Origin of the sequence: Yoonia sp. R2331 (assembly GCF_041103235.1) — a bacterium.
GTDB lineage: Bacteria > Pseudomonadota > Alphaproteobacteria > Rhodobacterales > Rhodobacteraceae > CANMYO01.
In genome coordinates, this window is the sequence record NZ_JBGCUN010000001.1 from 1153430 (window position 1) to 1177834 (window position 24405).

Here is a 24405-nt window from a genome sequence, read left to right on the forward strand (position 1 = left end):
TCGTGACCAAAAGCTAGCACAGACGCGGCAAAAGTCATGCCTCACGTTTCTGTCAGCACCTCTTAGCTGTCTCCAAACACCCGGGCAAAGATCGTGTCGACGTGCTTGGTGTGATAGTCGAGGTTGAAGTTTGCGTTGATCGCCTCTTCGCCCAATGCCGCGACCACATCGTTGTCGGCCAACAGTTCTTCGCGGAAATCTGTCCGCTGTTCCCAGACCTTCAGCGCGTTGCGCTGCACCATCGCATAAGCATCTTCGCGGCTGACACCGGCTTGCGTCAGCGCCAGCAACACCCGTTGCGACATCACCAGCCCGGGGAATTTATTCATGTTGTCCAGCATGTTATCGGGGAAGATCAGCATCTTGTCGATCACACCCGTCAGCCGGTTCAGCGCAAAATCAAGCGTGATCGTCGCGTCCGGCCCGATGCCACGCTCGACAGAGGAATGCGAAATATCGCGTTCATGCCACAGGGCCACGTTTTCCATCGCCGGGATCACGGTCATGCGCACCAGACGCGCCAGACCGGTCAGGTTTTCGGTCAGCACAGGGTTTTTCTTGTGCGGCATCGCCGAAGACCCCTTTTGTCCCATCGAGAAAAATTCGGCCCCCTCCAGCACCTCGGTGCGCTGCATATGGCGGATTTCAATGGCGACATTTTCAATGGAAGAGGCGATCACCCCAAGCACTGCGAAAAACATCGCGTGGCGGTCGCGTGGGATCACCTGCGTGCTGATCGGCTCTGGCGACAGGCCCAGCTTGGCGCAGACATGTTCTTCGACCGCAGGGTCGATGTTGGCAAATGTGCCCACAGCGCCTGAAATGGCCCCGGTCGCGATCTCGTCGCGCGCGGCGACCATGCGGGCGCGGTTGCGGTCCATCTCGGCATAGAAGCGGGCAAAGGTCAGTCCCATCGTGGTAGGCTCTGCGTGGATACCATGGCTGCGGCCGACGCGCACATCCATCTTGTGTTCCATCGCCCGCTTTTTCAGTGCCGCCAGCAACGCATCAAGATCGGCAATCAGAATGTCGGCCGCCCGGACCAACTGCACGTTCAGACAGGTGTCCAGCACGTCAGAGCTGGTCATGCCCTGATGCACAAACCGTGCCTCGTCACTGCCCACATGTTCCGCCAGATGGGTCAAAAAGGCGATGACATCGTGCTTGGTGACCGCCTCGATCTCATCAATGCGAGCCACGTCGAACTCCACGTCCTTGGCTTTCCACACCGCGTCCGCGTTTTCGGGCGGGATCACGCCCAGATCGGCCATGGCGTCACAGGCGTGCGCCTCGATTTCGTACCAAATGCGGAATTTGGTGGCAGGGTCCCAAATGGCAGTCATCTCGGGGCGGGCATAGCGTGGGATCATGGATTTGGCCTTTTTGTGAATGGCAGAGCCGTCGCGGGCGTCATAAGGTGTGCGGCGTAGGGTCACAAGACAGGAGGCGGCCAGATGCGCGCATTGGCAGTTGTTTTGATGTGTTTGCCGGGCATGGCCGCGGCACAAGACTGGGTCCGGCAGGATGACGCGGGCATTATGGCGGCCCTTGGCGGCAAAACCGTGCGCTATGACGCCTATACGATCCAGCACTTCAGCAAAGCAGGCGACACCCAATATATCACCGAACGCGCCGCGGACGGTCGCTGGGCCGCGCGGGCTGGGCAGTATTGCTCTGTCTGGCCGCCCTCTGACACCTGGACCTGCTATGACTTTTATCTCGCTGGCGATCTGGTGCAGTTCATCGGCTCCGACCGCAGCGTCAGTCAGGGAACCATCCTGAAATGACGCTTGGCCCTGCGGCGTTTGCCGGTGTCTGGCAATTGCAGCGGCAGATCATCGATCATCTGGGCCAGCAAAGCGGCCAGTTTGAGGGCACGGCCACCCTGACCGATGCCGGGGCAGGGCGGTTGAACTATCATGAGACCGGCACGTTTCTTTTGCACACCGGCACCAGATTACAGGCAGAGCGTCGGTATCTTTGGGTCTTTGGTGAGGACGGCGTGCAGATGCTGTTTGATGATGGTCGCGCCTTTCATGACTTTGTGCCAGCGGGCCAAAGCGATGATATCCGCCATCTGTGCGGCGCTGACACCTATGACGTGCGCTATGACTTTGGCGGGTGGCCGGTCTGGACGGTCCGCTGGACCGTCACTGGCCCGCGCAAGGACTATGTGTCTTTTGCCCGCTACAACCGCGACTGATTGCGCAAGCAGTCTTGCGGTTACGCCGCAGGTACGTAAAGAAGGGCAAAGCAACGAAATAAAGGGGGAGCGCCGATGGCACTCGCACTCAACGATAAAGTTCTGACCGAAGCCTTTGGCCCAACTGAAGGCACAGCACTCCGGGTCAAGCAAGCGGCGATGGTGGTTCTGGGGATCGTGGCACTGGCGATTTTTGCCAAGATCAAGGTGCCAATGTGGCCCGTTCCGGTGACCATGGGCACCTTTGCGGTCCTGACCATCGGTGCGGCCTATGGCCCGCGTTTGGGTCTGGCGACGATCCTGGGCTACATGATCGTCGGCGCGCTGGGTTTTGACGTCTTTGCCGGGTCTTCGGCGGAAAAGTTTGGCCTTGAATACATGATGGGCGGCACCGGCGGCTATCTGGTAGGGTATGTGATTGCCACGCTGGCGCTGGGATTTGCTGCGCGCGCGGGCTGGGATCGCTCGATCCTGTTGATGGGGGCTGCGATGCTGATCGGCAACGCGCTGATCTACCTGCCGGGTGTGGCCTGGCTGGGTGTGCTATATGGCTGGGACCAGCCGATCCTGGCATGGGGCCTGTGGCCGTTCCTGATCGGTGATGGCATAAAGCTGGTGCTGGCAGCACTTCTGGTGCCGGGCCTGTGGAAGCTTTTGGGCAACGCTCGCGCCTGACCCAACCGCCACCTGTTAAATTGCAAGGCGCAGCCGTTGGCTGCGCCTTTCTTCATTCTGGCGCCTGGTTATGCGGGCCCGCCTTTTTGACAGATGGTCCGCCGGGGTGCGCGGGGCGGGAGCCTCCGGCGGGCATATTTTCTTTCAAAAGAAAGATCAGGCCAGCGCGGTGGTGATGTGGCTGCTTTGTTCCAGTGTGCGGTGCACCGGGCATTTGTCCGCAATTTCCAACAAGCGCAGGCGTTGGTCCGCATCCAGATCGCCTTGCAACGTGATGGTGCGGGTGAAGGTGTCGATTTTCGTGGGCGTGTCGCTGCCGGCATCGGTGGCATGCGATTTGTTGTGGCTGATGTCCACATGCACGCCCGTTAGGGGCCATTTCTTGCGCCGGGCATACATGCGGATCGTCATGCTTGTGCAGGCGCCCAGACCCGCGGACACCAGCCCGTAGGGTGTCAGCCCTTTGTTGGTGCCGCCATAGCTGGCGGGTTCATCGGCGGCAATGTGATGCGGACCCGATTGAATGTCTTGCAGGAAGCCAGCAGCGTCCGCCTCTGTCACGCGCAGCACGCCTTCGGGCAGATCGGACGGCGTCGCTGGCGCGGTCAGGTCAATGTAGCGCCCCGCCCATGTGGCGATGGTGTCAGCGGCGTATTCCGCGTCAGCGGCGTCGGTCATCAGATGGTCTGCGTTATCAAGGGTGACAAAGCTTTTGGGGTGGCGCGCTGCGGTGAAAATCTCTGCGGCGTTTTCAATGCCCACTGTCGTGTCACGCGGGGCATGCATGACCAGCAGCGCCGCGTTCAGCTTGCCAAGTGATTTGGTCAGATTGGCCATCTCGACGTCCTCGACAAAGTCCTTGCCGATGGTAAATGGCCGTCCGCCCAGCGTGACCTCTGCCTGGCCATTGGCCAGAATGGTAGGCAAGGCCTCGGCAAAGTTGTGGGTCACATGGCCGGGGTCAGCGGGCGCGCCGATGGTCACGACCGCCTTGATCTGGTCCATTTCAGAAGCCGCGCGCAGCACCGCGGCCCCGCCCAGCGAATGCCCCACCAGCAGTGCAGGTGGCATCCCGCGGGCATCCAGCGCCCGACAGGCGGCATGCAGGTCATCCACGTTTGAAGTGAACGAGGTATTTGCAAATTCACCCTCGGAATGGCCCAGACCAGTGAAGTCGAACCGCAGCACAGCAATGCCCATCGCTGAAAGGCGCGCGGCAATACGTCGTGCGGCAGTGATATCCTTGGAACAGGTAAAGCAATGGGCAAAAAGGGCTGTCGCCAGATGCGGTCCGTCCGGCAGATCCAGCCGTGCGGCCAATTGGTGACCGGCATGACCGGGAAAAGTGAAGCGTTCGGTTGGCATAGGGCGCGTCCTTTGAATTGGGTTGCCCAAGGGTAGGCATTGGGCGCGCGTCCTGAAAGGGGGTTCACGGGGTGGTGACAGATTGAAGTCTGGCGCGGGTTTGCCTGATCCGGTGGGTTGCCGCTATGTTAGAGGTTTTCGGAGAGGGGCCAAAGATGCATTTTTCGGACGAAATCAAACTCATCCTGTTGGACAAGGGCGCGCTGGCCCTTGTGATTGTCATTGCGGTGGCGGGCCTGAATTACTTGCTACAACGCAGCAAGGCGCGCGCCGATCTGGTGCAGGAAATCGCGACCAAACGCGCAGAGGCTTACGCCTGCTTTTGGGCGGCGAGCGAGCCCTTCCGCAAGACAGAGCCGCCAGAGTTGACGCCAGATGCCGCATCAGCGGCACTTGCAAAGCTGAACACGGTCTATTTCGCCCAAGGTGGTGCGATGTATCTTAGCTTTGACGCGATGAAGAAACTGTCGAAGGCCAAGGATCTGCTTCGCCGCAGAAACGCAGGCAAACCTGTCACCGAAGCCACACTGCGCGACGCCTTTTCAGCCTTCCGCACGCAGCTCAAGCGGGACCTGCTGATCTATTCGGCGGCAGAGGCGCGCGCACCTACTCCTTAAGCCTCGCCGGTAAGGCGTGGGTCAAAGGGGTATTGCGTCAGGTTCTCATACCCGTCCTCAGTGATCAGCACCTGATCTTCCAGCTTGATTGAGAAATCTCCCCCCTCGGGTGAGATCAGCGCCTCAACACACAACGTCATGCCCGGTTGCAGCGCATAGTCAAATGCGCCCTCGACGGCCTTGTCGGAATAGGCCACCAGCGGCCATTCATCGCAAAGGCCCACGCCATGCATCAGGCAGCCGTATTTCTGTTTCCAGTATTTGTCTGGCAGTTGATGGCAATTGGCGGTCAGTTCAGGGATGGTCACGCCGGGGCGCAGCATCTCCATATTGGTCTGGATATGCTCGACACCACATTTCATCGCTTCAATCATGTCAGGGCGGGGCTTTTGATCGCCGATCCACCAAGTGCGACTGATATCGACGCAGATCCCATAAGCGCCCACCAGATCGGTATCAAAGGCCACGATCTCATTGTTCTGCACAATCCGGCCCCCGCATTCCTGAAACCACGGGTTCGTGCGAGGCCCTGACGACAGCAGCCGGGTTTCGATCCATTCACCGCCGCGCCGGATGTTTTCCGCGTGCAGCACGGCCCAGATATCATCCTCAGACATCGTGCCGCCCGGTACACCGTCACGGGCGGCGTCCTCCATCGCGTAACATGCGGCCTCGCAGGCATGTGACGCACAGCGCATCGCCAAAATCTCGTCCGGCCCCTTGATCGATCGGGCATGTTCCGTCAGCTCTTCGCCCGGCATCACGGTCATTCCGCGCTCTTCCAGACTGCGCAGCCCGTGGATCATGATCTTGTCGACACCCAGCGTCAGATTACCGCCCGCATGTTCCACCAACAGATCCCGGATTTGCGCGGTCAGATCGTCGGCTGCGGGTTTGATCTGATCCCCGCGATCAAAATAGAACAGGTCCGCACCAGTGCGCTGCTCGCGCACCAAGGGGTTGAACTTGGACAGGAACATACCGTTTTTGTAGTCCCACATCACCATATAACCGTCCGCACACACCAAAAGCGCCCGGAACGGATTGTGGGTATTCCACAGCTGCATGTTGGTGCTGTCGGTCGCGTAGCGAATGTTCAGCGGATCGGTCATCAAAATACCACCCCATTCGCGCTGATTGACGGCATCCACCAGCCGCTGATGGCGATAGGCCCGCATTCCCGGAAGATCGGGCAATTGCAGGCCAGCGGCGGCCCATTCGGCAAAGGCCAATTGCGTTGGCCCGATCTCGACCCGGTCCTGATCATTTGGGGTGCCGTCGCCCAGCGTTGCCCCGCGCGTGGGGTCAATCTTGCGGGTGTCGCGATAGTGGGTGTTCATCTTGTCCTCCGCCGCCATTAAGCGCAGCATGGCGCGGGGAAGGGGGCAAAGATCGCCCATTTCCGACATCGCGCATGGGGCAAATCGGTGCAAACAGGCAAAATTCGAGGATCCGGGCCAGTCTTGCAATCTGCCCTTGACCCCGCGCAGCAGGCGCTTGCGGCGCGGCGCTTGCCGGGGATGCAACCGGTGCAGGGCGGCTGGATCACGGTGGATGATGCCTATGCCGCCCAGATCGCAACCAAACGAGATCTCTTGCAGACCCGGCGGGCAGCGGTTCTCGCCGTGCTGCCCCGGGCACAGGATGCCTGCGCAGAAATGTTAGAGGTGACCGCCAAAGACCTCAGCCAGTTGCCGGGCTTTACGGTCAATGATGACGCCGTGACCTGTCCCGATGGCCGCAGTGTGACGCGCGACAGCACGGATCCTCTCCTGACCCTTGCGCAACTGCTGCAGGAAGACATTTGCATTCTGCAGAAACACGGCGGTTCATATGTGCTGACAGCCGCCCTTTTGTGCTTTCCGGCAAGTTGGACGCTGGCCGAGAAGATCGGCAAACCGCTTGGCCTGATCCATGCCCCCGTGCCCGGATTCGGGGCAGAGATGACAGCGCGTGTGACCCGGCTTTTCGATCACCTGCGCCCCGGTCAACCGCTGTGGCGCGCCAATCTTCTGGCCTATGAAGACCCTGATCTGTTCCAGCCAAGGACAGAGGCTGAAACGCGCCCTGTCGGTGATGGCCAAAGCCGTTATCTGCGCAGTGAGCGCCAAACGCTTCTACGCCTGCCGGTTTCGGATGCTGTGGCCTTTACGATCCACACCACGGTGACGCGGCGCTAAAGGTCGACGGCGTTGATTTCGGTCTGCAAGTCAAACAAGGCACCGTTGTAGCCGCGTGTGGCGATGATGTTGCCGCCCACGATCAGTCCCATGATGGCCAACCCGATCAGCACGCGGATCACGCTGCGCCGGGACTTTGGCTTGCGCTTTGGCACCGGCAAGGGCGGCAAAGCGGGATGTGGCGGTGGCGGGTCCAACGTCCCCCATGGGCTGGCGACAGGTGCCGTCGGGCTGGTGTTCGGCAACGGCGGTGGCGGTGGTGTCGCTGGGACGAGCCGCTCATCGGATCGCGCAACAGGATCAGCCGGGCCAGTTCGGGTGGCACGGGATTTCCCGGTAAACGCGGTTGACGGGCCCTTGTAGCGTACGTCGAGGGGATGAAGTTTTTTCGCCATGTCCCAGATTGATCAGGTCAATCTGGCAGGGTCAAGGCAAGGCTGGGGCAAGGCCCTGACAGCGAAAAGGGCGCCCCGATGCGGGACGCCCTGATCTTGTAGGTAGGCAATTTGCCCGCCAGATTTAGCAGCTGTAGTACAGCTTGTATTCCATCGGGTGCGGCGTGTGCTCGTAGGCGTAAACCTCTTCCCACTTCAGCTCCATGTAGCCTTCCAGCTGGTCTTTGGTGAACACGTCACCGGCCAGCAGGAAGTCGTGATCGGCTTCCAGTGCTTCCAGCGCTTCGCGCAAGGACCCGCAGACCGTTGGGATCGCAGCCAGCTCTTCCGGCGGCAGATCGTACAGGTCCTTGTCCGACGAGGGGCCCGGATCAATCTTGTTCTTGATCCCGTCAAGACCAGCCATCAGCAGTGCTGCAAAGCACAGATAGGGGTTGGCGCTTGGATCGGGGAAACGGGCCTCGACGCGCTTGGCCTTGGGGCTTTCGGCCCATGGAATACGCACGCATCCCGACCGGTTGCGGGCGGAGTAGGCGCGCAGCACAGGCGCTTCAAAGCCCGGGATCAGACGCTTGTAGCTGTTGGTCGACGGGTTGGTGATCGCGTTCAGCGCCTTGGCGTGCTTCAGGATGCCACCGATGAAATAAAGCGCTTCCTGGCTCAGATCGGCGTATTTGTCGCCCGCAAACAGCGGCTTGCCGTCTTTCCAGACAGACATGTTCACGTGCATGCCTGTGCCGTTGTCGCCTGCGATCGGCTTGGGCATGAAGGTCGCCGACTTGCCATAGGATTGGGCGACGTTGTGGATCACATACTTGTACTTCTGGATCTCATCCGCCTGATGCGTCAGCGAACCAAAGATCAGGCCCAATTCGTGCTGGCAAGACGCAACCTCGTGGTGGTGCTTGTCCACTTTCATGCCCATGCGCTTCATGGTGCTCAGCATCTCGCCGCGCATGTCCTGTGCGTCGTCAATCGGGTTGACGGGGAAATAGCCGCCCTTGATGCCCGGACGATGGCCAGTGTTGCCCATCTCGTATTCGGTGTCAGAGTTCCACGCGCCGTCAATTGCGTCGACTTCGTAGGACACTTTGTTCATCGACACGGCGAACCGCACATCGTCAAAGATGAAGAATTCAGCCTCAGGGCCGAAATAGGCCGCATCACCAATGCCAGAAGACTTCAGATAAGCCTCTGCTTTCACTGCCGTGCCGCGCGGGTCGCGGTCATAGGCTTCCCCGGTGTCGGGCTCGACCACGTTGCAGTGCAGGCAAATTGTCTTTTCGGCATAGAAAGGGTCAACATAGGCGCTGTCGGCCTGTGGCATCAGCTTCATGTCGGACTGGTCGATGGACTTCCAGCCAGCAATGGATGAGCCGTCGAACATGAAACCTTCTTCCAGAAAGTCCTCGTCGACCAGATCGGCCACGACTGTCACGTGCTGCAGCTTGCCGCGCGGGTCGGTGAAACGGATGTCGACATATTCGACTTCCTCGTCCTTCATCAGTTTCAGAACGTCTTTGTTGCTCATCAGGATGGTCCTTTTTTAGCAGGTATTTGGATGTGTGGTGTCTATGCGGTCAAAGCGCGTCTTCGCCGGACTCACCGGTACGGATGCGGATCGCCTGTTCGATGGTCGACACAAAGATCTTGCCGTCGCCGATCTTGTCGGTCTTGGCGGCATCAACAATCGCAGAAATGGCAGCGTCTACCTGATCGTCTGCCAGCACGACTTCGACCTTCACCTTTGGCAAAAAGTCGACGACATATTCGGCACCGCGATAAAGTTCTGTATGGCCTTTCTGACGGCCAAATCCCTTGACCTCGACCACAGACAGACCCTGCACGCCAACCTCTTGCAGCGCTTCTTTCACTTCATCAAGTTTGAATGGCTTGATAATCGCCTCAATCTTTTTCACGGGACGACTCCCCCCTTGGTGTTACTAGGGGGGTCAGACCATCTTCGTTGCACAGGGACAATTCGCGCGCGACATTGCCGGTGGCCCGCTTCGGCGAATTGAATGCGTTTGCTTAAAAATTAGGCGGTGCGCATTCAAATTGCGCAGAATTGAATCGTAAGGACAAGACCCAATGACCGAACTGCTGACCTCTGCCCAAATGCGCGCTGTTGAAAAGGCCGCCATTGCCAGTGGCGAGGTGACTGGCCTGGACCTGATGGAACGTGCAGGCCAGGGCGTGGTGCAGGCCATTTTCGCGGAATGGCCTGAGCTTGATCGCGCCGGTGGGCGGGCCGTCGTGCTCTGCGGTCCGGGCAACAACGGCGGCGACGGCTTCGTCGTCGCACGGCTCTTGGCCGAAAAGGGCTGGACGGTGGAGGTGTTCCTCTATGGCGACCCCGACAAACTGCCACCCGATGCGTGGGTGAATTATGAGCGGTGGGGGGCGGCCAACCCGCTCCCACGTGATGGTCTTGCTGCTCTCGAACACGCTGACCTTGTCGTTGACGCCTTGTTTGGAATCGGACTGCGACGTCCGCTCATCGACTTACGGCGCGTCTTGCGTGACATATGCGACTGTTGTGACGGGGGAAGAGGACAATCCCTGGCTGAACGCTGGCCGCACTTTCCGCCGGTCGTGGCCATCGACAACCCCAGCGGTATCTGTGCCGATAGCGGCCGTGCTCTTCAAGACGCGTCCACTGACAAGGACACAATCTCTTCCGGGGCCTGCGCGATAAATGCGGCTGCGGATTTGACCGTGACATTTCACAGCGCCAAACCCGGTCATGTGTTGGCGCGCGGCCCCTATCACTGTGGCAGGGTTGTGGTCGTCGATATTGGTTTGGGTTCGACGTCTAGCGCTGCAAATCGACAGGCTCTGGCCGAGGCTGTTCCGGGCCTTGAAATGACGGGTGCAGGCTCTGAATTGGTTTCCGACAACGTGACTAGGCACCTAGACCGCAATGCGTGCTCCTTTGATCTGGCCAAGAGAGCTGGCCACAAATTCTCCCACGGCCACGCCCTGATCCTCTCGGGCGGTGTCGGCAGGGGTGGGGCGGCGCGTCTGGCCGCACGCGGGGCACTCCGGATTGGGGCAGGGCTGGTGACGGTTGGTTGTCCACCTGCCGCTTTGCTGGAACATGCCTCCGCGCTGGATGCGATCATGGCGCGCAAGGTCACGGACCTGGCGGAAGTGCTGGAAGACGACCGGATCAACGCCTTGTGCGTCGGGCCGGGGCTGGGTGTCAGCGATGATAAACGAGACCTCGTCGCAGTCGCATTGAAAAGCGGTCGCGCGCTGGTGCTGGATGCCGACGCGCTGACCCTCATCGGTCGTGACACGACCCTCTTCGGCCTGCTGCATGACCGGTGCGTTCTGACACCACACGGCGGCGAATTCGCGCGGCTCTTCCCCGATATTGCCGCCAAACTGGCCGCACTCGCCACCACAGGACCCGCCTATTCCAAGGTCGATGCCACACGCGACGCCGCCAAGCGCGCAGGCTGCGTAGTGCTGTTCAAAGGGGCCGACACGGTGATCGCACATCCCGATGGCCGTTGCGCCATCAACGCCTCAGCCTATGACCGCGCGGCCCCGTGGCTGGCCACGGCGGGGTCGGGCGATGTGCTGGCAGGCTTCATCACCGGGCTGCTTGCGCGTGGCTTTGCCCCGCAGCAGGCGGCTGAAACTGGCGCTTGGCTGCATACTGAAGCCGCGCGCAGCTTTGGCCCCGGCCTGATTGCCGAAGACCTGCCAGAGGAACTCCCAAAAGTCTTTCGTGCGCTGGGTCTCTGACGCCGTCCTTTGACAACGCAAAAAGGTGCGCGAGCAGATCGCGCACCTTTTGGGGCATGGTGTGTGTGTGTGAGGGTGTGCCCGGTCGTTAGACTGCTGCGGATGCAACTTCCATGCCGTCTGCATAAAGGATGTGCTGGCGGTCAAAGATCAGTTCGTAAACGTTGACTTCGCGCAGGTTGGTTTCGGCCAGATATTCACCGTCCACCAACCGGCTTGCGGCGACCAATGCGGCGGGCTGACCGAACAGCGCTTCGGCGCGCCAGTCGCGGATGTGCAATTGTGTGCCCGGCATCACCATCATGTCGCGGTCAGGGCGTGTGTGACCCAAAGACCCGGCCTTGATGCGAATGGCATGTGCCTTGACGGTTGTGACCTTGATGTCGCGCAGGATGGCCATGCCGCTGTCACGTGTGATCACGCGGTCCCCGGCGTTCAGATGCTCGACCGGCATTTCACCGTCCAGCGTCATGATCGTGGTCCCCGCACAGATGCCGGCTGTCTGCGTATCTGCGACGCGCACATCGGCTTCAAATTCTTTCATTCCCAGTTGCATGGCGTGTATCCCGCTCTTGCTTTGTTTGATGCCACCATGCTTCGGACCCAAATGTGGCGAAATGTGGCCTAAGTCGTGCTCATTCAAAGAAACTGGCGTGACCATGTTGCGGCTTTTGCTGATTCTGCGGATTTTCCTGCCACTTGCGGCGCGCAGGCCACAAATCCGCATGGATTGACCCCGGAACCCCTGCTTTTTCTACTCGCATCCCCGCATAACCTTTGCTATTGAGCGGCCCAAGTCGGGGGGTGGTTACACTACCCCCTTTTTACATGCGGGTGTGGCGGAATTGGTAGACGCACCAGATTTAGGTTCTGGCGCCGCAAGGCGTGGGGGTTCAAGTCCCTTCACCCGCACCAGATTAGTTGAGAAGAAGGACATCTCATGCAGGTCAAAGAGACCCTGAACGAAGGCCTCAAGCGCGGCTATCAGATCACCGTCACCGCGGCAGAGCTGGATGCGACCGTCGAAGGCAAGCTGAAAGAAGCCCAGCCCGAAGTCGAGATGAAGGGCTTTCGCAAGGGCAAGGTGCCGATGGCGCTGTTGCGCAAACAGTTCGGCCAGCGCCTGATGGGCGAAGCGATGCAGGAAAGCATCGACAACGCCATGAAAGAACATCTGGAAAAGTCCGGTGACCGTCCTGCCGGTCAGCCCGGCATGAAGATGACCAACGAAGACTGGAAAGAAGGCGATGATGTCGTCGTCGACGTCGACTACGAAAACCTGCCGCCCGTGCCCGAAGCCGATTTCAAGAAGATCAAGCTTGAACGCATGGTCGTCAAAGCCGACGACGCCGCCGTGCAAGAGGCGCTTGATAACCTCGCTGCAAGCCCCCAGGCTGTGAACTACGAGGCCAAGAAGACCCAGGCAAAGAACGACGATCAGGTCCTGATCGACTTTGTCGGCAAGATCGACGGCGAGGCCTTTGAAGGCGGCTCAGCCGAAGACTACCCGCTGGTACTGGGCTCCAACTCTTTCATCCCCGGTTTTGAAGATGGCCTGCTCAAGGTCAAAGCGGGCGACGAAAAAGACGTGACCGTCAACTTCCCCGCCGACTATCAGGCCGAACATCTGGCCGGCAAAGAGGCTGTGTTCAGCGTCACCGTCAAAGAAGTCCGCGCCCCCAAAGCGCCGAAAATCGACGATGAGCTGGCCAAGAAGTTCGGTGCCGAAGACCTTGCCGGTCTGAAGGCCCAGATCACTGAACGTCTGGAAGCCGAATACACCGGTGCATCGCGCGCGGTTGCGAAACGTGCGCTGCTGGATGCGCTCGACAAGCAGATCAAGTTTGATCTGCCCGAAAGCCTTGTATCGGCCGAAGCGGGTCAAATCGCCCATCAGCTGTGGCACGAAGAAAACCCCGACGTCGAAGGCCATGATCACCCCGAGATCGAGCCGACCAAAGAGCACACCAAACTGGCAGAGCGTCGTGTAAAGCTGGGTCTGCTTCTGGCTGACATCGGTGAAAAGGCCGAAGTGAAAGTCTCAGATCAGGAAATGACTCAAGCCATCATGAACCAGGCGCGTCAATATCCGGGTCAGGAACGTGAGTTCTTTGAATTTGTGCAGCAGAACGCCCAGTTCCGTCAGCAGCTTCAGGCACCACTGTTCGAAGACAAGGTCGTTGACCACATCTTCGAAGCGGCCACTGTGAAGGACAAAGAGGTCAGCAAGGAAGACCTGCAAAAGGCGGTCGAAGCGCTCGAAGACGAATAAGCCTGTCCACCGGACCGGTCGAAAAGGGCGCCCGTTGCGGCGCCCTTTTTGCATTCAGACACCAGCAGCGATGTCGTAAGTGATTTCGTGCTCATCCCCTGCGGAATGGTCATCCGATAGCGTGATGTATTTTACTGTGACGTTCTCAAATGCCAGTTTGACCACTTCATGGATCTCTTCGGTCTCGGAATCGTCGGTGTTGGACATCTCGACATCGGCAATGATGACGTTTTCCATCGTGATGATCAGGTAATCCAGATGTGCCTCTCCTGAATCCTTGCGTACCGCCAGCGTCATCTCGGCAAAGGATTTGCCCTGTGCACAGGCCAGAAACAGATAGGGCGACGCGGCATCATAGAATTTGTGTAGCGCCAGCTGATCCACATCCGCCCGCGCACGCGCCCGGCCGCGCCCGACCTGCGCGCGCACCGTGTGCTCGACACCCCAGCGCAGGGCGTGGACGTCAATCTCTTCCTCGTGCCCGGTGCTGTGCGATTCACCAGGGATATCGTCAATCTTCAAAAATGCTGTCAGTGGCATCGGGGCCTCCTTGAAATGATCTATCGAAATGCCGCTATCAACGCACGACGCCCCTGTGCGGCTCAAGTCAGGAAAGGCTGACCCGCCCCGACACTCGACTTGAAAGGCTGTTTTGGGCATCATGGCCACATTTCAAGTTGCACTGTTACCCGTCGAATTTTGCGGCGAGCCTTATCATGGATGACTTTCTGGCAGCCTTTGCTGACGACAGCGGCGGGGCTTATACGATCCTGCGGTATCTGCTGTTTCCTCTCGTGCTTTTGCTGGTGGGTGGGGTCACGGCCCACATCCTTTATCCGCGCTGGCAGGACAGCTTCCTGCGACGCAAGGCGCTGACCGAACGCCGCTCGGCACTTGGCGAAGACATCGTGGCCCTGATGAACGCTTATGTGGTCAGTTGGCGCCGCCTGATCGAAGCCGCCGCCTATCTGGCCGCCAAAGATAAGGCGGAACCGGATGACAAAGCCGCGCAAGAGGATCAAATCAGAACGCTGGCCGCCAAACGCAGCACCGCCCGTGATGCGTTGATGGCCGCACTCAGCCGGTTCATGCTCTATTGCCGCAGCGCCGACCGGACCCAGATCGACGCCTTCATCGCCTGGGATGAATCGCAAAGCCAAAAGCGGCTGGAACAGCTGCCAGACATAAAGGAGTGGCGAGAATGGGAAGATCGTTTGCGTGCCCGCGTCTCGCGGGTCTTGCAATCGCCGGGGCGCTGATCCTGATCACCCCGGCTCAGGCCCAAACCCGCGCGGATGCCGTGGCCCTGCAACAGATACTCGCGGACAAGGGCTGCTACAGGGCCCGTGTGGATGGCATCTGGGGGCCGGCCTCGCGCGGCGCGCTGGCGCTGATCCTAGAGCGGCAATCGGGCCAAACGCTGGCGGCAGATGCGCTGCAGCCAACCCCCGAAAACCGCAGCGCCGTGGAAACCAGCGGGCTGCGCTGCCAGGTGCGTACCGCGGCACCGACCCCGCGTGATCCCGCGACCCCGTCGCAAGGCCCCCGGACCCCGCGCGTCGGTCAACCACGTACCGTTGGCATCGGCGGCGACTGCCCCGGTCCGGGCTGTCCCTTGTCCCCGGGCGAGGTGCTGAATGAAACCTGGGACAGTATATTCCGCTAAGACGCACCTTTCCAAAAAAAGCCAAAAGGCCAGCTTGGCAAAACCGCACCTGTCACCCTAATCTGGTTTTGGAAGGTAAAAGGAGTTTTTTATGAAACGTATTTTTGGTTTGGCAGTCGTTCTTGCTGGTCTCGCCGGAGGGGCAGTCGCCTGTCCCGATTTCAATCAAAGCGGCCCCGGCGCGGAACTCAGTGCAGCCCAGATGCGCAAAGGCGTATCCTATGGCGTACAGGCAGGCGGCAACAGCCTTGTGTGGAACTGCCCCAATGTGCAGCCCGGAACAGATCGCGGGGCAGGGTATTTCACCTCGCGCCCTGATTTCACGTTTCTTCTGTCCGGCATGGGCGGCAGTCGCCTCGCAGTCAGCGTCGTGAGCCAATGTGACGCGGCCCTGCTGATCAATACCTCAGCCGCCAACTGGTATTATGACGACGATGATAACGGCAACTACGATCCAAAAATCACGCTCACACGCCCCTCTGATGGTTATCTGGATGTCTGGGTCGGCACCTATGACGGTGACGTCTGTGATGCAGTGCTGACGCTTCAAACCTACTAGGGACGGAACAAGACCTTTTCAAAAGGTCTTGCCAAAATCCTTTCCAAGGATTTTGCCCCGCTCAGGCAGATGGGGGCCGCAAACAGGCGGCCCCCATCTCAAATCACCAAGCCATGCGGAACTGGACAAAGCCTTCGTCGTTGGTGCCTGCCGGGGCCAGTTTGACGCCCGAGACATCATTCGCATAAGCCTCTGCCGCTGGGCCGGTTTCAAACAACACCGATGTTTTGTCCATTGGTACGAAGGACCAGTTGCTGTCCGCCTTGGGGCTGACCGTGCCTTGCTCAACAATGTACCGCACGATCACGTCGCGGTTGGTATCGGGGCCTTCAAAGATCACCGTGGATCCATCCGCACCGGGGAAGCTGCCGCCACCTGATGCGCGATAATTGTTGGTGGCAATGATAAACTCCTGATCGGGATCAATCGGCGCCCCGTTATACATCAGGTTCACGATCCGATTGGTATCGGGGTTGATCACTTCACCATCGCGGTTGAACTTCATCGGCTGGGTCAGGTCGATCTGATAGGTCACCCCGTCGATCACATCAAAGTTGTAGCTGGGGAAATCAGGGTTCAGCAGCACTGCATCCTCGGACCCGCTCTCAACCTGATTGAACATGCCCGCGCTCCGTTCCAGCCACTCTTTCACCGTGGCCCCATTCACCCGCACCGCACGCACGGTATTGGGATAAAGGTACAGATCCGCCACGTTCTTGATCGCCACATCGCCGGCGGGCACATCGGTGAAATACTCTGGCCCGCCACGACCACCGGCCTTGAACGGGGCGGCGGCTGACAGGATCGGCAAGCCTTCATGCTCGGTCCCGACAAGCTGATCCTTGATGTACCATACTTGTGCATTCGACACGATTTGCACCGATGGATCATCCGCCACCAGCGCGAAATAGCTGTGCAGCGGCGCATCTGTCTTGCCCACCGCCGTGCGCACATAGGCCAGCGTGGCATCGTGATCGGCCTGCACCGCATCCAGCACCGGCTGGAAGCTTTCGACCAACGGCGTGATGCTGCGATCCTCTTCGCGCTGCGAAATCGGCCGGGCTTCGGCGGTATGGCTCAGCACGCGCCAGCCATTGCCGTCACGCTCCAGCATCAGATCAAGCAGCCCCATATGGCTGCCCCAGAACCCGCCCATCACACCGGGCTTGCCGCCAATGGTGCCGGCACCTGTATCCACGCCCGCCCAATCGTCATAGGTGGACGAGGGGAAGACAAGGTGGCTGTGCCCGGTCAGGATGGCATCAATTCCGTCGACAGCCGCCAGCGGAATGGCGGCATTTTCCATCCCGTCTTCGGCCGTGGCCGCCCCGATCCCCGAATGACACAGCGCCACAATCAGATCGCAGCCCTGTTCCTTCATCTGCGGCACATATGCCTGTGCTGCGGCCACGATATCGCGCGCCTGCACACTGCCTTCCAAATGCTTGCGGTCCCAATTCATGATCTGCGGCGGCACAAAGCCGATCAGCCCGATCTTGATCGGATGCTCCGCGCCGTTGCCGTCGGTCAGCATCCGGTCAAGGATCGCATAAGGCGGCACCAGCGTGGTGTCCTCGCGCGGGGTGGCCCCCATTTCCTTGACCACATTGGCGCTCACCACCGGGAAAGCAGCACCCGACACCGACTTCATCAGGAACGAAATACCATAGTTGAATTCGTGATTGCCCAAGGTCGAGGCATCAAACCCAAGCGTATTCATCGCGGTGATCACCGGGTGCATGTCACCCTCTTTCATGCCGCGCTCATAGGCGATGTAATCCCCCATCGGATTGCCTTGCAGGAAATCCCCGTTGTCCAACAACAGCGCATTGGTGCTTTCCGCGCGGACTTCTTCGATCAGGCTGGCAGTGCGGGCCAGCCCTACGGTGTCCACCGGCCGGTCGCCGTAATAATCGTAGGGAAAAACATGCACATGCAAATCTGTGGTCTCAATCAGACGCAAATGCGCCTGATTGCCCGCGGCATTCACCGAAAATGGATGCATCGCGATCATCCCGGCAGAGCCGGCAAGGAAATGGCGGCGGTTCAAGCGAAAAGTCATAGGTAATCCCCCTTGGCAAAGGTGTTGGCAGACGTCTGTCTGGCAGGAACTTGTAACAGGGATATGCAAGGCGACAGCGCCGGACAGGTTCAGCCTAGCGTGGATCGGGCCCACCGCGCAATTCTTGTCTTGGACCGGGGTCAGGCAAGGGGTGCGCGCGCGACCTGTCCGGCAAAATGGTCGGCATGCGCGGGCCATGTGGCACGGGCCGTGACGTCAAATGCCTTGGCCTTGCGCGGGTTGGTCTGGTGCAGCAGCCGTGACAACCGGATCGCTAACACCGCGTTAGGTGACTGTGCCAGCGCCTCTTGCAGCACCGCGATGGCCTGTTTGGTCTGCCCGGCCTGTTCCAACACATCAACCAGCACCCGCTTGAACATCACCTGATGGGGCTGTTCGGCGATCAGGGGTTCAACCAGCGCAATGGCCCGTTCAGCCTGTCCCAATTGGCTGTAAATCCGGGCCCGCATCAGACGCGTGTCTTGCGCCATGTCGGCCAGGGCCGCGCCCTTTTGCAGGATCGACAGCGCCAGCTGGGGCCGTCCACGGGCCAGAACTGCGCCAGCAAGCCCTTGGTAATAGTCGCGCGTCTGGCTGCGGTTGCCACGCAGCACATTGCGGATCGTGGCGTCGTCACCGGCAAGGGCCGCTGCAAAAACCGCCATCGCATTGTCGGACCCCGTCATCGTCGCAATTGCCCGATGCCCCATGTGCGGCAGACCGATCCGGGTTGCGACATCCGGGGCAAGCAGCCCTTGCTGATAGCGGTCCGGCGCAAAGATCGGATCATAGATGATCCGACTGTTTGGTGCCACGTCGCTGGGTGTTACGGCCATCTCACCGTTGGCGGCCGCATCATAAAACCGGCCATAGCGCCGGTCCTGCGCGCCGGTAACGCCAGGGTCGATGCTGATCTGCGGCGAAAAGGCCAGCGTTGCATCCGTGTTCAACAGCCGCCCGTATTTCAACACACCATATCCGCCCATCGAGGCACCATAGCCAATCGTGGGACGGTCCTTGGCGGCAGCAATCAGCTTGGCCGCCACTTCGGCTTCGGCTCGGGGGTACCAGTGGGGGCGGCGCGGTACGACAGCAAACAGCGGAATGTCATTCTTGCGCGCCAGCTTCAGCGCGAACCCCGTGCGACCATTGGCACGGGCATGCATGATGTCAAAGCTGACCAGCGCATAGGCTGCGCGCCCTGGCAGATACAGCACCTCTAGGTCGCGCCCCTGATACAGGATCTGCAACGCGCGTGGGTCGGCCTGAATGTCTTGCATCACCGTCATGGCAGCCCTTGCACCATTCAAAAATGGCAGGGTTGCGACCGTGGCAGGCAGTTTTCGTGCCGCCCATGCAAAAGGGCCGCGTCATACCTGACACGGCCCTTTGCGATTTTGGCAGGACGCCTTAGCTGTTGTCGTCGTCGCCCGCGTCGTCGGCTGCCTCTTCGGCCACCTCAACACCAGCGGTTTCAGCCAACTCTTCGTCTTCGGATGCCGCAGCACCGATATCGTCAAAGAGTTCCTGAATCTCGAACTCTGCAGCAGCTTCTTCTTCCGCGGCCAGTTCCTGAATCGACTTGCCAGCCGCCTGCAGTTCAGCCTCTTCCGCGGAACGTGCGACGTTCAGCGTAATCTTGGCTGCAACTTCGGGGTGCAGGTTCACGTCCATGTCGTGCAGGCCAAGCTCTTTGATCGGGCCGGTCAGCACGATCTGCTTCTTGTCCACGGTGAACCCTTCGGCAGTGGCTGCATCAGCGGCGTCACGGGGCGTGACAGACCCGTAAAGCGAACCCGCGTCAGAGGCAGAGCGAATCACGATGAACTGCTGACCGTCCAGCTTTTCAGCGAGGCTTTCAGCTTCTTTCTTGGTCTCAAGGTTGCGCGCTTCCAACTGGGCCTTCTCGGCCTCGAACCGGGCCATGTTGGCGGCATTGACGCGCAGCGCCTTGCCCTGTGGCAACAGGAAGTTACGGGCGTAACCTTCTTTGACCGACACAACTTCGCCCATCTGGCCAAGCTTGGCGACGCGTTCAAGCAGGATGATTTCCATAGCGGTGTCTCCTTACTTCACAGCGTAGGGCAGCAGGGCCAGGAAACGCGCGCGCTTGATTGCCTGGGCAAGCTTACGCTGGTTCTTGGCACCAACAGCGGTGATACGGGCAGGGACGATCTTGCCGCGCTCAGAGATGTAGCGCTGCAGCAGACGTGTGTCCTTGTAGTCGATCTTCGGGGCGTTGTCGCCCTCAAACGGATCAGACTTACGACGACGGAAAAACGGTTTAGTAGCCATGAGTTATGGTCCTTTCCTGATCAACGATTAGCGACGCTCGCGACGGCTGTCGCGCTCATCACGTTTCTGCATCTGAACGCTGGGGCCTTCTTCGTGTGCATCCACCTTGATGGTCAGCACACGCATCACATCATCATGCAAACGCATCAGACGTTCCATTTCCTGCACGGCAGGTGCCGGTGCATCGGAACGCAGATAGGCATAATGGCCCTTGCGGTTCTTGTTGATCTTGTAGGCCATCGTCTTCACGCCCCAGTACTCGTTTTCAACGACTTTTCCGCCGTTGTCCGCAAGGACGGTGCTGAAGTGTTCGATCAGGCTTTCGGCTTGCGTGTTGGACAGGTCCTGACGCGCAATCATAACATGCTCATAAAGCGGCATGTGGGCTCCATTCATTTCTCGGCGCATTTCATAGGGATGGGCGTTGTCGCTTCCGCACCCAACCCACGAGAGACTGCGCAGTTCATAAAAGCTCGCGGAAGGTAGCGGGCTTATACAGCGATCGCCTGTCCACGCAAGCCCATTTGCATGTCTCGGGTTTCCTTAACGTAAGTTAACAAAACCTTAACAGCGTCACGTGCCTGCCCATTTCTTGCCCCAGTTTAGGATCAGATTTTGATCGATACCTATTGGAGAATGCAGCAATGTCAGATGTGTCAAACGTTGTGCGTCCGATTACGATTGATGCCGAGTTGGCGCCCCGTAAGAAATCCTTCGCCGTGGACGAAACCTACTGGGGCTATATCATCCGCAACACCGAAGGCCCCAAGATCGGGACGGTCGTGCTGCAGGCCGCCTCAATGTTCTTTGGCGCCGCGTTTGTGGCCGCGGGCCTTGGCCTGCTGTTGCTGCCAGAGGTGCTGGCAGGGGCGGTTGATCTCACGATCCGTGCGATGGCCGCTGTCATCTTCTTCGGTTTGGCCGCTTACCTGCTTTGGTTCGCCAGCCGTGGCACCGAATCCGAACTGCAAATTGATACCTCGCTGGGCGAAGTCCGCGAAGTTGTGCGCAACCGCGCTGGCCGCTCGACGCTGATTGGTCGCTACGGCTTTGACAGTATCGGTGGCGTCTTCCTCGACCGCGCCAATGCGCCGCGCAATCAGGCGGTGCTGGTCCTGCGCTACCGCAACACTGCCCAGACGCTGCCCGTGGTGGGTGGCCGCATTGACGCGTTGGAACCACTGCGTGACCGGTTGGGCCGCGACATGATGATGGACGCCGTCCCACGGCGCGCCGAAAAGACGATTGTGCCAACCGCACTCTGATCCAAACGCATCAGCGTAATGCTGCCAAAAGCGTCCCGTCCGGGGCGCTTTTTTGCGCGAACACAATATGTTCAGATTTGCGTAATTGCCTCGCACCGGTGCGCCATCACATTGTCCCGACAGATTCACACACCATTGGAGAGATCAATGAAACTTGCCACCACCACAGCCCTTCTGGCCCTGCTGGCCGCACCCGCCGTCGCAGCACCAGAGGTCTATGTCCTCGACTCAAGCCACAGCCAGATCGTGTTCAGCTACGACCACCTTGGCTATTCTACAAACTTTGGCATGTTCTCGGGCTTTGAAGGCGAAATCAGCTTTGATCAGGAAGATCCTGCCGCCTCTTCCGTTTCTGTTTCCTTCCCTGTCCGGTCCATGATGACCGGTTGGGAAGCACGCTTTGAACATTTCATGTCCGGCGACTTCTTCGATGCCTCCGACGATGAGATGGTGACATTCACCTCAACCGCAATCGAAGTGACAGGCGACAACACCGCGTTGATCACGGGCGATCTGACGTTGAACGATGTCACCAAATCCGTCGTGCTCGATGCCACACTGAACCAGGTTGGCGACCACCCGATGGCCGAAAAGCCTTGGGCCGGGTTTGACGCCACCACGACCCTGCTGCGGTCTGACTTCAACGTCGGCAACTTCGCGCCCTTCGTCAGCGACGAAGTCGAAGTGATGATCTCGGTCGAGGCGATGAAAGCCGAATAACCCGTCCAACAGTCATGAAGATCGGGCCGCAGGGGCAACCTGCGGCCCTTTTTCTATTCCGCAGGTCTGGCGACAAAGTCGAGGTTCAGGATCACTTCAAACCCCAGCGTGCCTTCATCATTCTGGCCCGCGCCAATATCAAACGTCATCCGATCAATCACCGCTGACCCCTGTATCAGCCCACTGCCATCCCCCTGATCCTGCAGATCAAACAGCAGTGTCACGGGTGCTGTCACCCCCTTCAGCTCCAATTCCCCATCCACACGATAGGTCGCCCCACCATCTGATGTGATTGGCCCGGCAAACGTGGCTGTGGGAAAGGCCGTGGCATCAAAGTAGTCCGGCCCCATCGCCTGATCTGTGACCGACCCCAGCGTCAGCGACCCAATCGCAATCTGCGCGGTGACATCGCCAAAGTCGGGGCCTGCATCGGCGTCAAAGGTGATATCCGCCGTCCAGTCCGCAAATGTGCCTGTCACCTCACTGCCAAGTTGGGTGATGGTGATCGCCATTGTGCCACCGTCCTGCACGACCCAACCGGATTGCACCTCTGCCAATGCCGCAGCTTCCGGGCCGTCATGGTCACCGCCTGACATCGCCACAGCACCCGCACTTGCCGCCGCAAAAATCACAATGGCTGCCAAAGGTGCGGCCGCCGGGGCGCGGTGGGCAGGAACGGCGGCAATATCACGGCGACCGAACCACATCCGGCCCAGCGTTGCATCGCGGTCTACAAACTGATGCTTCAGGGCGCCCGCAATATGCAAAAGGATCGAAGCCGCCATCACCTTGGTCAGCACCCAATGCAGGCTGCCAAACACATGTGCGATCCCCTCATCCTTGGGCACCAGCGGCAGGTTCTGCCCGAACGGCCACCAGATCGGCGCAAACCCCGCGGTCGCCGCATGGTGAATCCACCCCGTCAGCGGCGCGATCACCAGCGACCCATAAAGCAGCCAATGCACGGTCTCGGCCAGGAACGTCTCCGCCTTGCGTTCCGGATGCAGGGGACCGGGCTTGGCTTGCGTGATCGCCCAAAGGATTCGCAGCAGCGCGACAAGGAAAACCGCCACCCCCAAAGTCTTGTGCCAGGAAAAGACCTGGGCCTTGAACGCCAGCTCTGCGCTCGTCTCAAACGGTAACTTATTGGCAACCAAACCTAGCGGAATAATCGCCAAAATCAGTGCGGTCGTCAGCCAGTGAAAAACCTTGGTTAAAGATCCATAAACAGCAGGGGGGGTGGCAGTCATGTGGCGCTCCAGTTCTGTGCAAGGGCACACTAACACGCAGCCTTGGCGGCGCAATTCAGCACCAGCGCTCAGATTCTGTGCGCGATACACATGGGTTGTTGCCGCGATGTGTATGGATTGTGCATAAGCGGATGAACGGCTAGTCGTAAAAACGCGATCAAGAAAAGGACGGCACAATGCGGGCATTCATTTTTCCCGGGCAGGGGGCACAAACCATCGGAATGGGACAGGCGCTCGCCGCCCAATACCCTGATGCGAAAGCAGTTTTTCAAGAAGTCGACGATGCCCTCGGGCAGGCGCTTTCAACCCTGATCTGGGAAGGCGAGATTGAGACGCTGACGCTGACGGCCAATGCGCAGCCCGCCCTGATGGCAACATCGCTTGCAGCCATGAAAGCCTTGCAATCAGAAGGGCTTAGCATCACCGACGCCGGGTTCGTCGCGGGCCATTCGTTGGGCGAATATGCCGCCCTCGCCGCCGCTGGGTCCATCAGCATCGCCGACACCGCGCGGCTCTTGCGCATCCGTGGCGACGCCATGCAAGCCGCCGTCCCTGCAGGTCAGGGTGCCATGGCCGCCATTCTGGGCTTGGATATTGAGGCCGTAGCCGCCGTGGCCGAGGCTGCCGCACAGGGCGATGTCTGCGAGGTCGCGAATGAAAACGATCCTGCGCAAACCGTTGTTTCTGGTGATAAAAACGCCGTCGAACGGGCGGTGGACCTGGCCAAGGAAGCCGGCGCAAAACGTGCGGTGATGCTGCCGGTCTCAGCCCCATTCCATTGTTCCCTCATGTCGCCCGCAGCCACCCGCATGCAAGAGGCGCTGGCTGCGGTCGACATCACCGTACCTGCCGTCCCGCTGGTGGCGAACGTCACCGCGCAAAGTGTGTCAGACCCCAATGAAATCAGGGACTTACTGGTCAAACAGGTCACAGGTCGCGTGCGTTGGCGGGCTTCCGTTGACTGGATGGCTGCGCAAGGTGTGACCGAAATGTGGGAAATCGGCTCTGGCAAGGCCTTGTCGGGCATGATCCGGCGGATCAATCGCGACGTCGCGACCCGCAATATTGGCACGCCTGATGACGTCAATGCCGTGATGAACAGCACAGAATAAATACTTGAGGAAG

27 protein-coding genes and 1 tRNA gene are annotated in these 24405 nt (G+C 59.6%); 15 read left to right on the forward strand and 13 right to left on the reverse strand.

All coding sequences use genetic code 11. The features are described from left to right. Positions 1-62 precede the first annotated feature (62 nt). Complete coding sequence (gene purB / locus AB3Y40_RS05825) at positions 63-1370, reverse strand: adenylosuccinate lyase (RefSeq protein ID WP_369439613.1); 1308 nt, start codon at positions 1368-1370, stop codon at positions 63-65. A gap of 84 nt (positions 1371-1454) precedes the next feature. Between purB and AB3Y40_RS05830 the strand changes: the two genes are divergently transcribed. From AB3Y40_RS05830 to AB3Y40_RS05840, 3 genes are all read left to right on the forward strand, one after another. Further along, complete coding sequence (locus AB3Y40_RS05830) at positions 1455-1787, forward strand: hypothetical protein (RefSeq protein ID WP_369437852.1); 333 nt, start codon at positions 1455-1457, stop codon at positions 1785-1787. Further along, positions 1784-2203, forward strand: a complete 420-nt coding sequence (locus tag AB3Y40_RS05835) for a DUF6314 family protein (protein WP_369437853.1) — start codon at positions 1784-1786, stop codon at positions 2201-2203. The genes AB3Y40_RS05830 and AB3Y40_RS05835 overlap by 4 nt, the downstream gene beginning before the upstream one ends. A gap of 75 nt (positions 2204-2278) precedes the next feature. Continuing rightward, entirely contained in the window at positions 2279-2878 is a 600-nt protein-coding gene (locus tag AB3Y40_RS05840) for a biotin transporter BioY (RefSeq protein WP_369437854.1), read from the forward strand. Positions 2879-3034: 156 nt separating this feature from the next. Here the strand turns inward: AB3Y40_RS05840 and AB3Y40_RS05845 are convergent, their stop codons facing one another. Then, on the reverse strand, positions 3035-4243 hold the full coding sequence (locus tag AB3Y40_RS05845; RefSeq protein WP_369437855.1) for a bifunctional alpha/beta hydrolase/OsmC family protein: 1209 nt from the start codon (positions 4241-4243) through the stop codon (positions 3035-3037). 155 nt (positions 4244-4398) lie between these two features. Here AB3Y40_RS05845 and AB3Y40_RS05850 point away from each other — a divergent pair, with 155 nt between their 5' ends. Further along, positions 4399-4860, forward strand: coding sequence for a hypothetical protein (locus AB3Y40_RS05850; RefSeq protein ID WP_369437856.1), 462 nt, complete (start codon positions 4399-4401; stop codon positions 4858-4860). Here AB3Y40_RS05850 and dddP read toward each other — a convergent pair. Beyond that, entirely contained in the window at positions 4857-6200 is a 1344-nt protein-coding gene (gene dddP, locus AB3Y40_RS05855) for a dimethylsulfonioproprionate lyase DddP (protein ID WP_369439614.1), read from the reverse strand. The genes AB3Y40_RS05850 and dddP overlap by 4 nt on opposite strands. A 123-nt stretch (positions 6201-6323) precedes the next feature. Here dddP and AB3Y40_RS05860 point away from each other — a divergent pair, with 123 nt between their 5' ends. Together AB3Y40_RS05860 and AB3Y40_RS05865 are read left to right on the forward strand one after the other, a co-directional pair. Beyond that, positions 6324-7040: a heme-dependent oxidative N-demethylase family protein gene (locus AB3Y40_RS05860; protein WP_369437857.1), complete on the forward strand. Its 717-nt coding sequence runs from the start codon at positions 6324-6326 to the stop codon at positions 7038-7040. Positions 7041-7133: 93 nt separating this feature from the next. After that, entirely contained in the window at positions 7134-7403 is a 270-nt protein-coding gene (locus tag AB3Y40_RS05865) for a hypothetical protein (RefSeq protein WP_369437858.1), read from the forward strand. 156 nt (positions 7404-7559) lie between these two features. Here AB3Y40_RS05865 and glnA read toward each other — a convergent pair whose 3' ends face one another. Both glnA and AB3Y40_RS05875 read right to left on the reverse strand, forming a co-directional pair. Continuing rightward, on the reverse strand, positions 7560-8966 hold the full coding sequence (gene glnA, locus AB3Y40_RS05870; protein WP_369437859.1) for a type I glutamate--ammonia ligase: 1407 nt from the start codon (positions 8964-8966) through the stop codon (positions 7560-7562). A gap of 49 nt (positions 8967-9015) precedes the next feature. Then, on the reverse strand, positions 9016-9354 hold the full coding sequence (locus tag AB3Y40_RS05875) for a P-II family nitrogen regulator (protein WP_369437860.1): 339 nt from the start codon (positions 9352-9354) through the stop codon (positions 9016-9018). A 172-nt stretch (positions 9355-9526) separates the two neighbouring features. Here AB3Y40_RS05875 and AB3Y40_RS05880 point away from each other — a divergent pair, with 172 nt between their 5' ends. Then, positions 9527-11191 carry an NAD(P)H-hydrate dehydratase gene (locus tag AB3Y40_RS05880; protein WP_369437861.1) on the forward strand — a complete coding sequence of 555 codons (1665 nt, stop codon included), beginning with the start codon at positions 9527-9529 and terminating at the stop codon, positions 11189-11191. Positions 11192-11279: 88 nt separating this feature from the next. On the opposite strand, the gene AB3Y40_RS05885 is transcribed toward AB3Y40_RS05880, so the two are convergent. Continuing rightward, a complete protein-coding gene (locus tag AB3Y40_RS05885) occupies positions 11280-11747 on the reverse strand; it encodes a Hint domain-containing protein (RefSeq protein WP_369437862.1) in 468 nt (155 codons plus the stop codon). Between the two features lie 274 nt (positions 11748-12021). On the opposite strand from AB3Y40_RS05885, the gene AB3Y40_RS05890 reads away from it, so the two are divergent. Further along, a tRNA-Leu gene (locus tag AB3Y40_RS05890) sits at positions 12022-12106 on the forward strand. Positions 12107-12131: 25 nt separating this feature from the next. Next, positions 12132-13463, forward strand: a complete 1332-nt coding sequence (gene tig, locus AB3Y40_RS05895) for a trigger factor (RefSeq protein WP_369437863.1) — start codon at positions 12132-12134, stop codon at positions 13461-13463. A gap of 54 nt (positions 13464-13517) precedes the next feature. Here the strand turns inward: tig and AB3Y40_RS05900 are convergent, their stop codons facing one another. Then, the gene (locus AB3Y40_RS05900) at positions 13518-14003 is read right to left on the reverse strand and encodes an Hcp family type VI secretion system effector (protein WP_369437864.1); all 486 of its coding nucleotides are present in this window, start codon (positions 14001-14003) and stop codon (positions 13518-13520) included. 176 nt (positions 14004-14179) lie between these two features. Here AB3Y40_RS05900 and AB3Y40_RS05905 point away from each other — a divergent pair, with 176 nt between their 5' ends. From AB3Y40_RS05905 to AB3Y40_RS05915, 3 genes are all read left to right on the forward strand, one after another. Then, positions 14180-14722 carry a hypothetical protein gene (locus AB3Y40_RS05905; protein WP_369437865.1) on the forward strand — a complete coding sequence of 181 codons (543 nt, stop codon included), beginning with the start codon at positions 14180-14182 and terminating at the stop codon, positions 14720-14722. After that, entirely contained in the window at positions 14665-15129 is a 465-nt protein-coding gene (locus tag AB3Y40_RS05910; RefSeq protein WP_369437866.1) for a peptidoglycan-binding domain-containing protein, read from the forward strand. Before AB3Y40_RS05905 ends, AB3Y40_RS05910 begins: the two co-directional genes overlap by 58 nt. 91 nt (positions 15130-15220) lie before the next feature. Next, entirely contained in the window at positions 15221-15688 is a 468-nt protein-coding gene (locus tag AB3Y40_RS05915) for a hypothetical protein (RefSeq protein WP_369437867.1), read from the forward strand. A 103-nt stretch (positions 15689-15791) separates the two neighbouring features. On the opposite strand, the gene AB3Y40_RS05920 is transcribed toward AB3Y40_RS05915, so the two are convergent. From AB3Y40_RS05920 to rpsF, 5 genes are all read right to left on the reverse strand, one after another. Beyond that, complete coding sequence (locus AB3Y40_RS05920) at positions 15792-17750, reverse strand: bifunctional 2',3'-cyclic-nucleotide 2'-phosphodiesterase/3'-nucleotidase (protein ID WP_369437868.1); 1959 nt, start codon at positions 17748-17750, stop codon at positions 15792-15794. 140 nt (positions 17751-17890) lie between these two features. Beyond that, on the reverse strand, positions 17891-19039 hold the full coding sequence (locus tag AB3Y40_RS05925) for a tetratricopeptide repeat protein (RefSeq protein ID WP_369437869.1): 1149 nt from the start codon (positions 19037-19039) through the stop codon (positions 17891-17893). 121 nt (positions 19040-19160) lie between these two features. Next, the gene (gene rplI, locus AB3Y40_RS05930; protein ID WP_369437870.1) at positions 19161-19805 is read right to left on the reverse strand and encodes a 50S ribosomal protein L9; all 645 of its coding nucleotides are present in this window, start codon (positions 19803-19805) and stop codon (positions 19161-19163) included. Positions 19806-19817: 12 nt separating this feature from the next. After that, positions 19818-20045, reverse strand: a complete 228-nt coding sequence (rpsR, locus tag AB3Y40_RS05935) for a 30S ribosomal protein S18 (protein ID WP_106353804.1) — start codon at positions 20043-20045, stop codon at positions 19818-19820. A gap of 27 nt (positions 20046-20072) precedes the next feature. Continuing rightward, on the reverse strand, positions 20073-20426 hold the full coding sequence (rpsF, locus tag AB3Y40_RS05940; RefSeq protein WP_369437871.1) for a 30S ribosomal protein S6: 354 nt from the start codon (positions 20424-20426) through the stop codon (positions 20073-20075). A gap of 263 nt (positions 20427-20689) precedes the next feature. On the opposite strand from rpsF, the gene AB3Y40_RS05945 reads away from it, so the two are divergent. Together AB3Y40_RS05945 and AB3Y40_RS05950 are read left to right on the forward strand one after the other, a co-directional pair. Further along, complete coding sequence (locus tag AB3Y40_RS05945) at positions 20690-21310, forward strand: hypothetical protein (protein ID WP_369437872.1); 621 nt, start codon at positions 20690-20692, stop codon at positions 21308-21310. Between the two features lie 147 nt (positions 21311-21457). Further along, complete coding sequence (locus tag AB3Y40_RS05950) at positions 21458-22030, forward strand: YceI family protein (RefSeq protein WP_369437873.1); 573 nt, start codon at positions 21458-21460, stop codon at positions 22028-22030. Between the two features lie 53 nt (positions 22031-22083). Here AB3Y40_RS05950 and AB3Y40_RS05955 read toward each other — a convergent pair whose 3' ends face one another. Beyond that, positions 22084-23280, reverse strand: a complete 1197-nt coding sequence (locus AB3Y40_RS05955; protein WP_369437874.1) for a cytochrome b/b6 domain-containing protein — start codon at positions 23278-23280, stop codon at positions 22084-22086. A gap of 176 nt (positions 23281-23456) precedes the next feature. On the opposite strand from AB3Y40_RS05955, the gene fabD reads away from it, so the two are divergent. Next, entirely contained in the window at positions 23457-24392 is a 936-nt protein-coding gene (fabD, locus tag AB3Y40_RS05960; RefSeq protein WP_369437875.1) for an ACP S-malonyltransferase, read from the forward strand. Positions 24393-24405 lie beyond the last annotated feature (13 nt).

Bases quoted from the DNA above. Each gene is read 5' to 3' on its own strand.
- purB (WP_369439613.1), bottom strand. From the start codon at position 1,370: ATGATCCCACGCTATGCCCGCCCCGAGATGACTGCCATTTGGGACCCT.
- AB3Y40_RS05830 (WP_369437852.1), top strand. From the start codon at position 1,455: ATGCGCGCATTGGCAGTTGTTTTGATGTGTTTGCCGGGCATGGCCGCG.
- AB3Y40_RS05835 (WP_369437853.1), top strand. From the start codon at position 1,784: ATGACGCTTGGCCCTGCGGCGTTTGCCGGTGTCTGGCAATTGCAGCGG.
- AB3Y40_RS05840 (WP_369437854.1), top strand. From the start codon at position 2,279: ATGGCACTCGCACTCAACGATAAAGTTCTGACCGAAGCCTTTGGCCCA.
- AB3Y40_RS05845 (WP_369437855.1), bottom strand. From the start codon at position 4,243: ATGCCAACCGAACGCTTCACTTTTCCCGGTCATGCCGGTCACCAATTG.
- AB3Y40_RS05850 (WP_369437856.1), top strand. From the start codon at position 4,399: ATGCATTTTTCGGACGAAATCAAACTCATCCTGTTGGACAAGGGCGCG.
- dddP (WP_369439614.1), bottom strand. From the start codon at position 6,200: ATGAACACCCACTATCGCGACACCCGCAAGATTGACCCCACGCGCGGG.
- AB3Y40_RS05865 (WP_369437858.1), top strand. From the start codon at position 7,134: ATGGCCAACCCGATCAGCACGCGGATCACGCTGCGCCGGGACTTTGGC.
- glnA (WP_369437859.1), bottom strand. From the start codon at position 8,966: ATGAGCAACAAAGACGTTCTGAAACTGATGAAGGACGAGGAAGTCGAA.
- AB3Y40_RS05880 (WP_369437861.1), top strand. From the start codon at position 9,527: ATGACCGAACTGCTGACCTCTGCCCAAATGCGCGCTGTTGAAAAGGCC.
- AB3Y40_RS05885 (WP_369437862.1), bottom strand. From the start codon at position 11,747: ATGCAACTGGGAATGAAAGAATTTGAAGCCGATGTGCGCGTCGCAGAT.
- tig (WP_369437863.1), top strand. From the start codon at position 12,132: ATGCAGGTCAAAGAGACCCTGAACGAAGGCCTCAAGCGCGGCTATCAG.
- AB3Y40_RS05900 (WP_369437864.1), bottom strand. From the start codon at position 14,003: ATGCCACTGACAGCATTTTTGAAGATTGACGATATCCCTGGTGAATCG.
- AB3Y40_RS05905 (WP_369437865.1), top strand. From the start codon at position 14,180: ATGGATGACTTTCTGGCAGCCTTTGCTGACGACAGCGGCGGGGCTTAT.
- AB3Y40_RS05910 (WP_369437866.1), top strand. From the start codon at position 14,665: ATGGGAAGATCGTTTGCGTGCCCGCGTCTCGCGGGTCTTGCAATCGCC.
- AB3Y40_RS05915 (WP_369437867.1), top strand. From the start codon at position 15,221: ATGAAACGTATTTTTGGTTTGGCAGTCGTTCTTGCTGGTCTCGCCGGA.
- AB3Y40_RS05920 (WP_369437868.1), bottom strand. From the start codon at position 17,750: ATGACTTTTCGCTTGAACCGCCGCCATTTCCTTGCCGGCTCTGCCGGG.
- AB3Y40_RS05925 (WP_369437869.1), bottom strand. From the start codon at position 19,039: ATGACGGTGATGCAAGACATTCAGGCCGACCCACGCGCGTTGCAGATC.
- rplI (WP_369437870.1), bottom strand. From the start codon at position 19,805: ATGGAAATCATCCTGCTTGAACGCGTCGCCAAGCTTGGCCAGATGGGC.
- rpsR (WP_106353804.1), bottom strand. From the start codon at position 20,045: ATGGCTACTAAACCGTTTTTCCGTCGTCGTAAGTCTGATCCGTTTGAG.
- rpsF (WP_369437871.1), bottom strand. From the start codon at position 20,426: ATGCCGCTTTATGAGCATGTTATGATTGCGCGTCAGGACCTGTCCAAC.
- AB3Y40_RS05945 (WP_369437872.1), top strand. From the start codon at position 20,690: ATGTCAGATGTGTCAAACGTTGTGCGTCCGATTACGATTGATGCCGAG.
- AB3Y40_RS05950 (WP_369437873.1), top strand. From the start codon at position 21,458: ATGAAACTTGCCACCACCACAGCCCTTCTGGCCCTGCTGGCCGCACCC.
- AB3Y40_RS05955 (WP_369437874.1), bottom strand. From the start codon at position 23,280: ATGACTGCCACCCCCCCTGCTGTTTATGGATCTTTAACCAAGGTTTTT.
- fabD (WP_369437875.1), top strand. From the start codon at position 23,457: ATGCGGGCATTCATTTTTCCCGGGCAGGGGGCACAAACCATCGGAATG.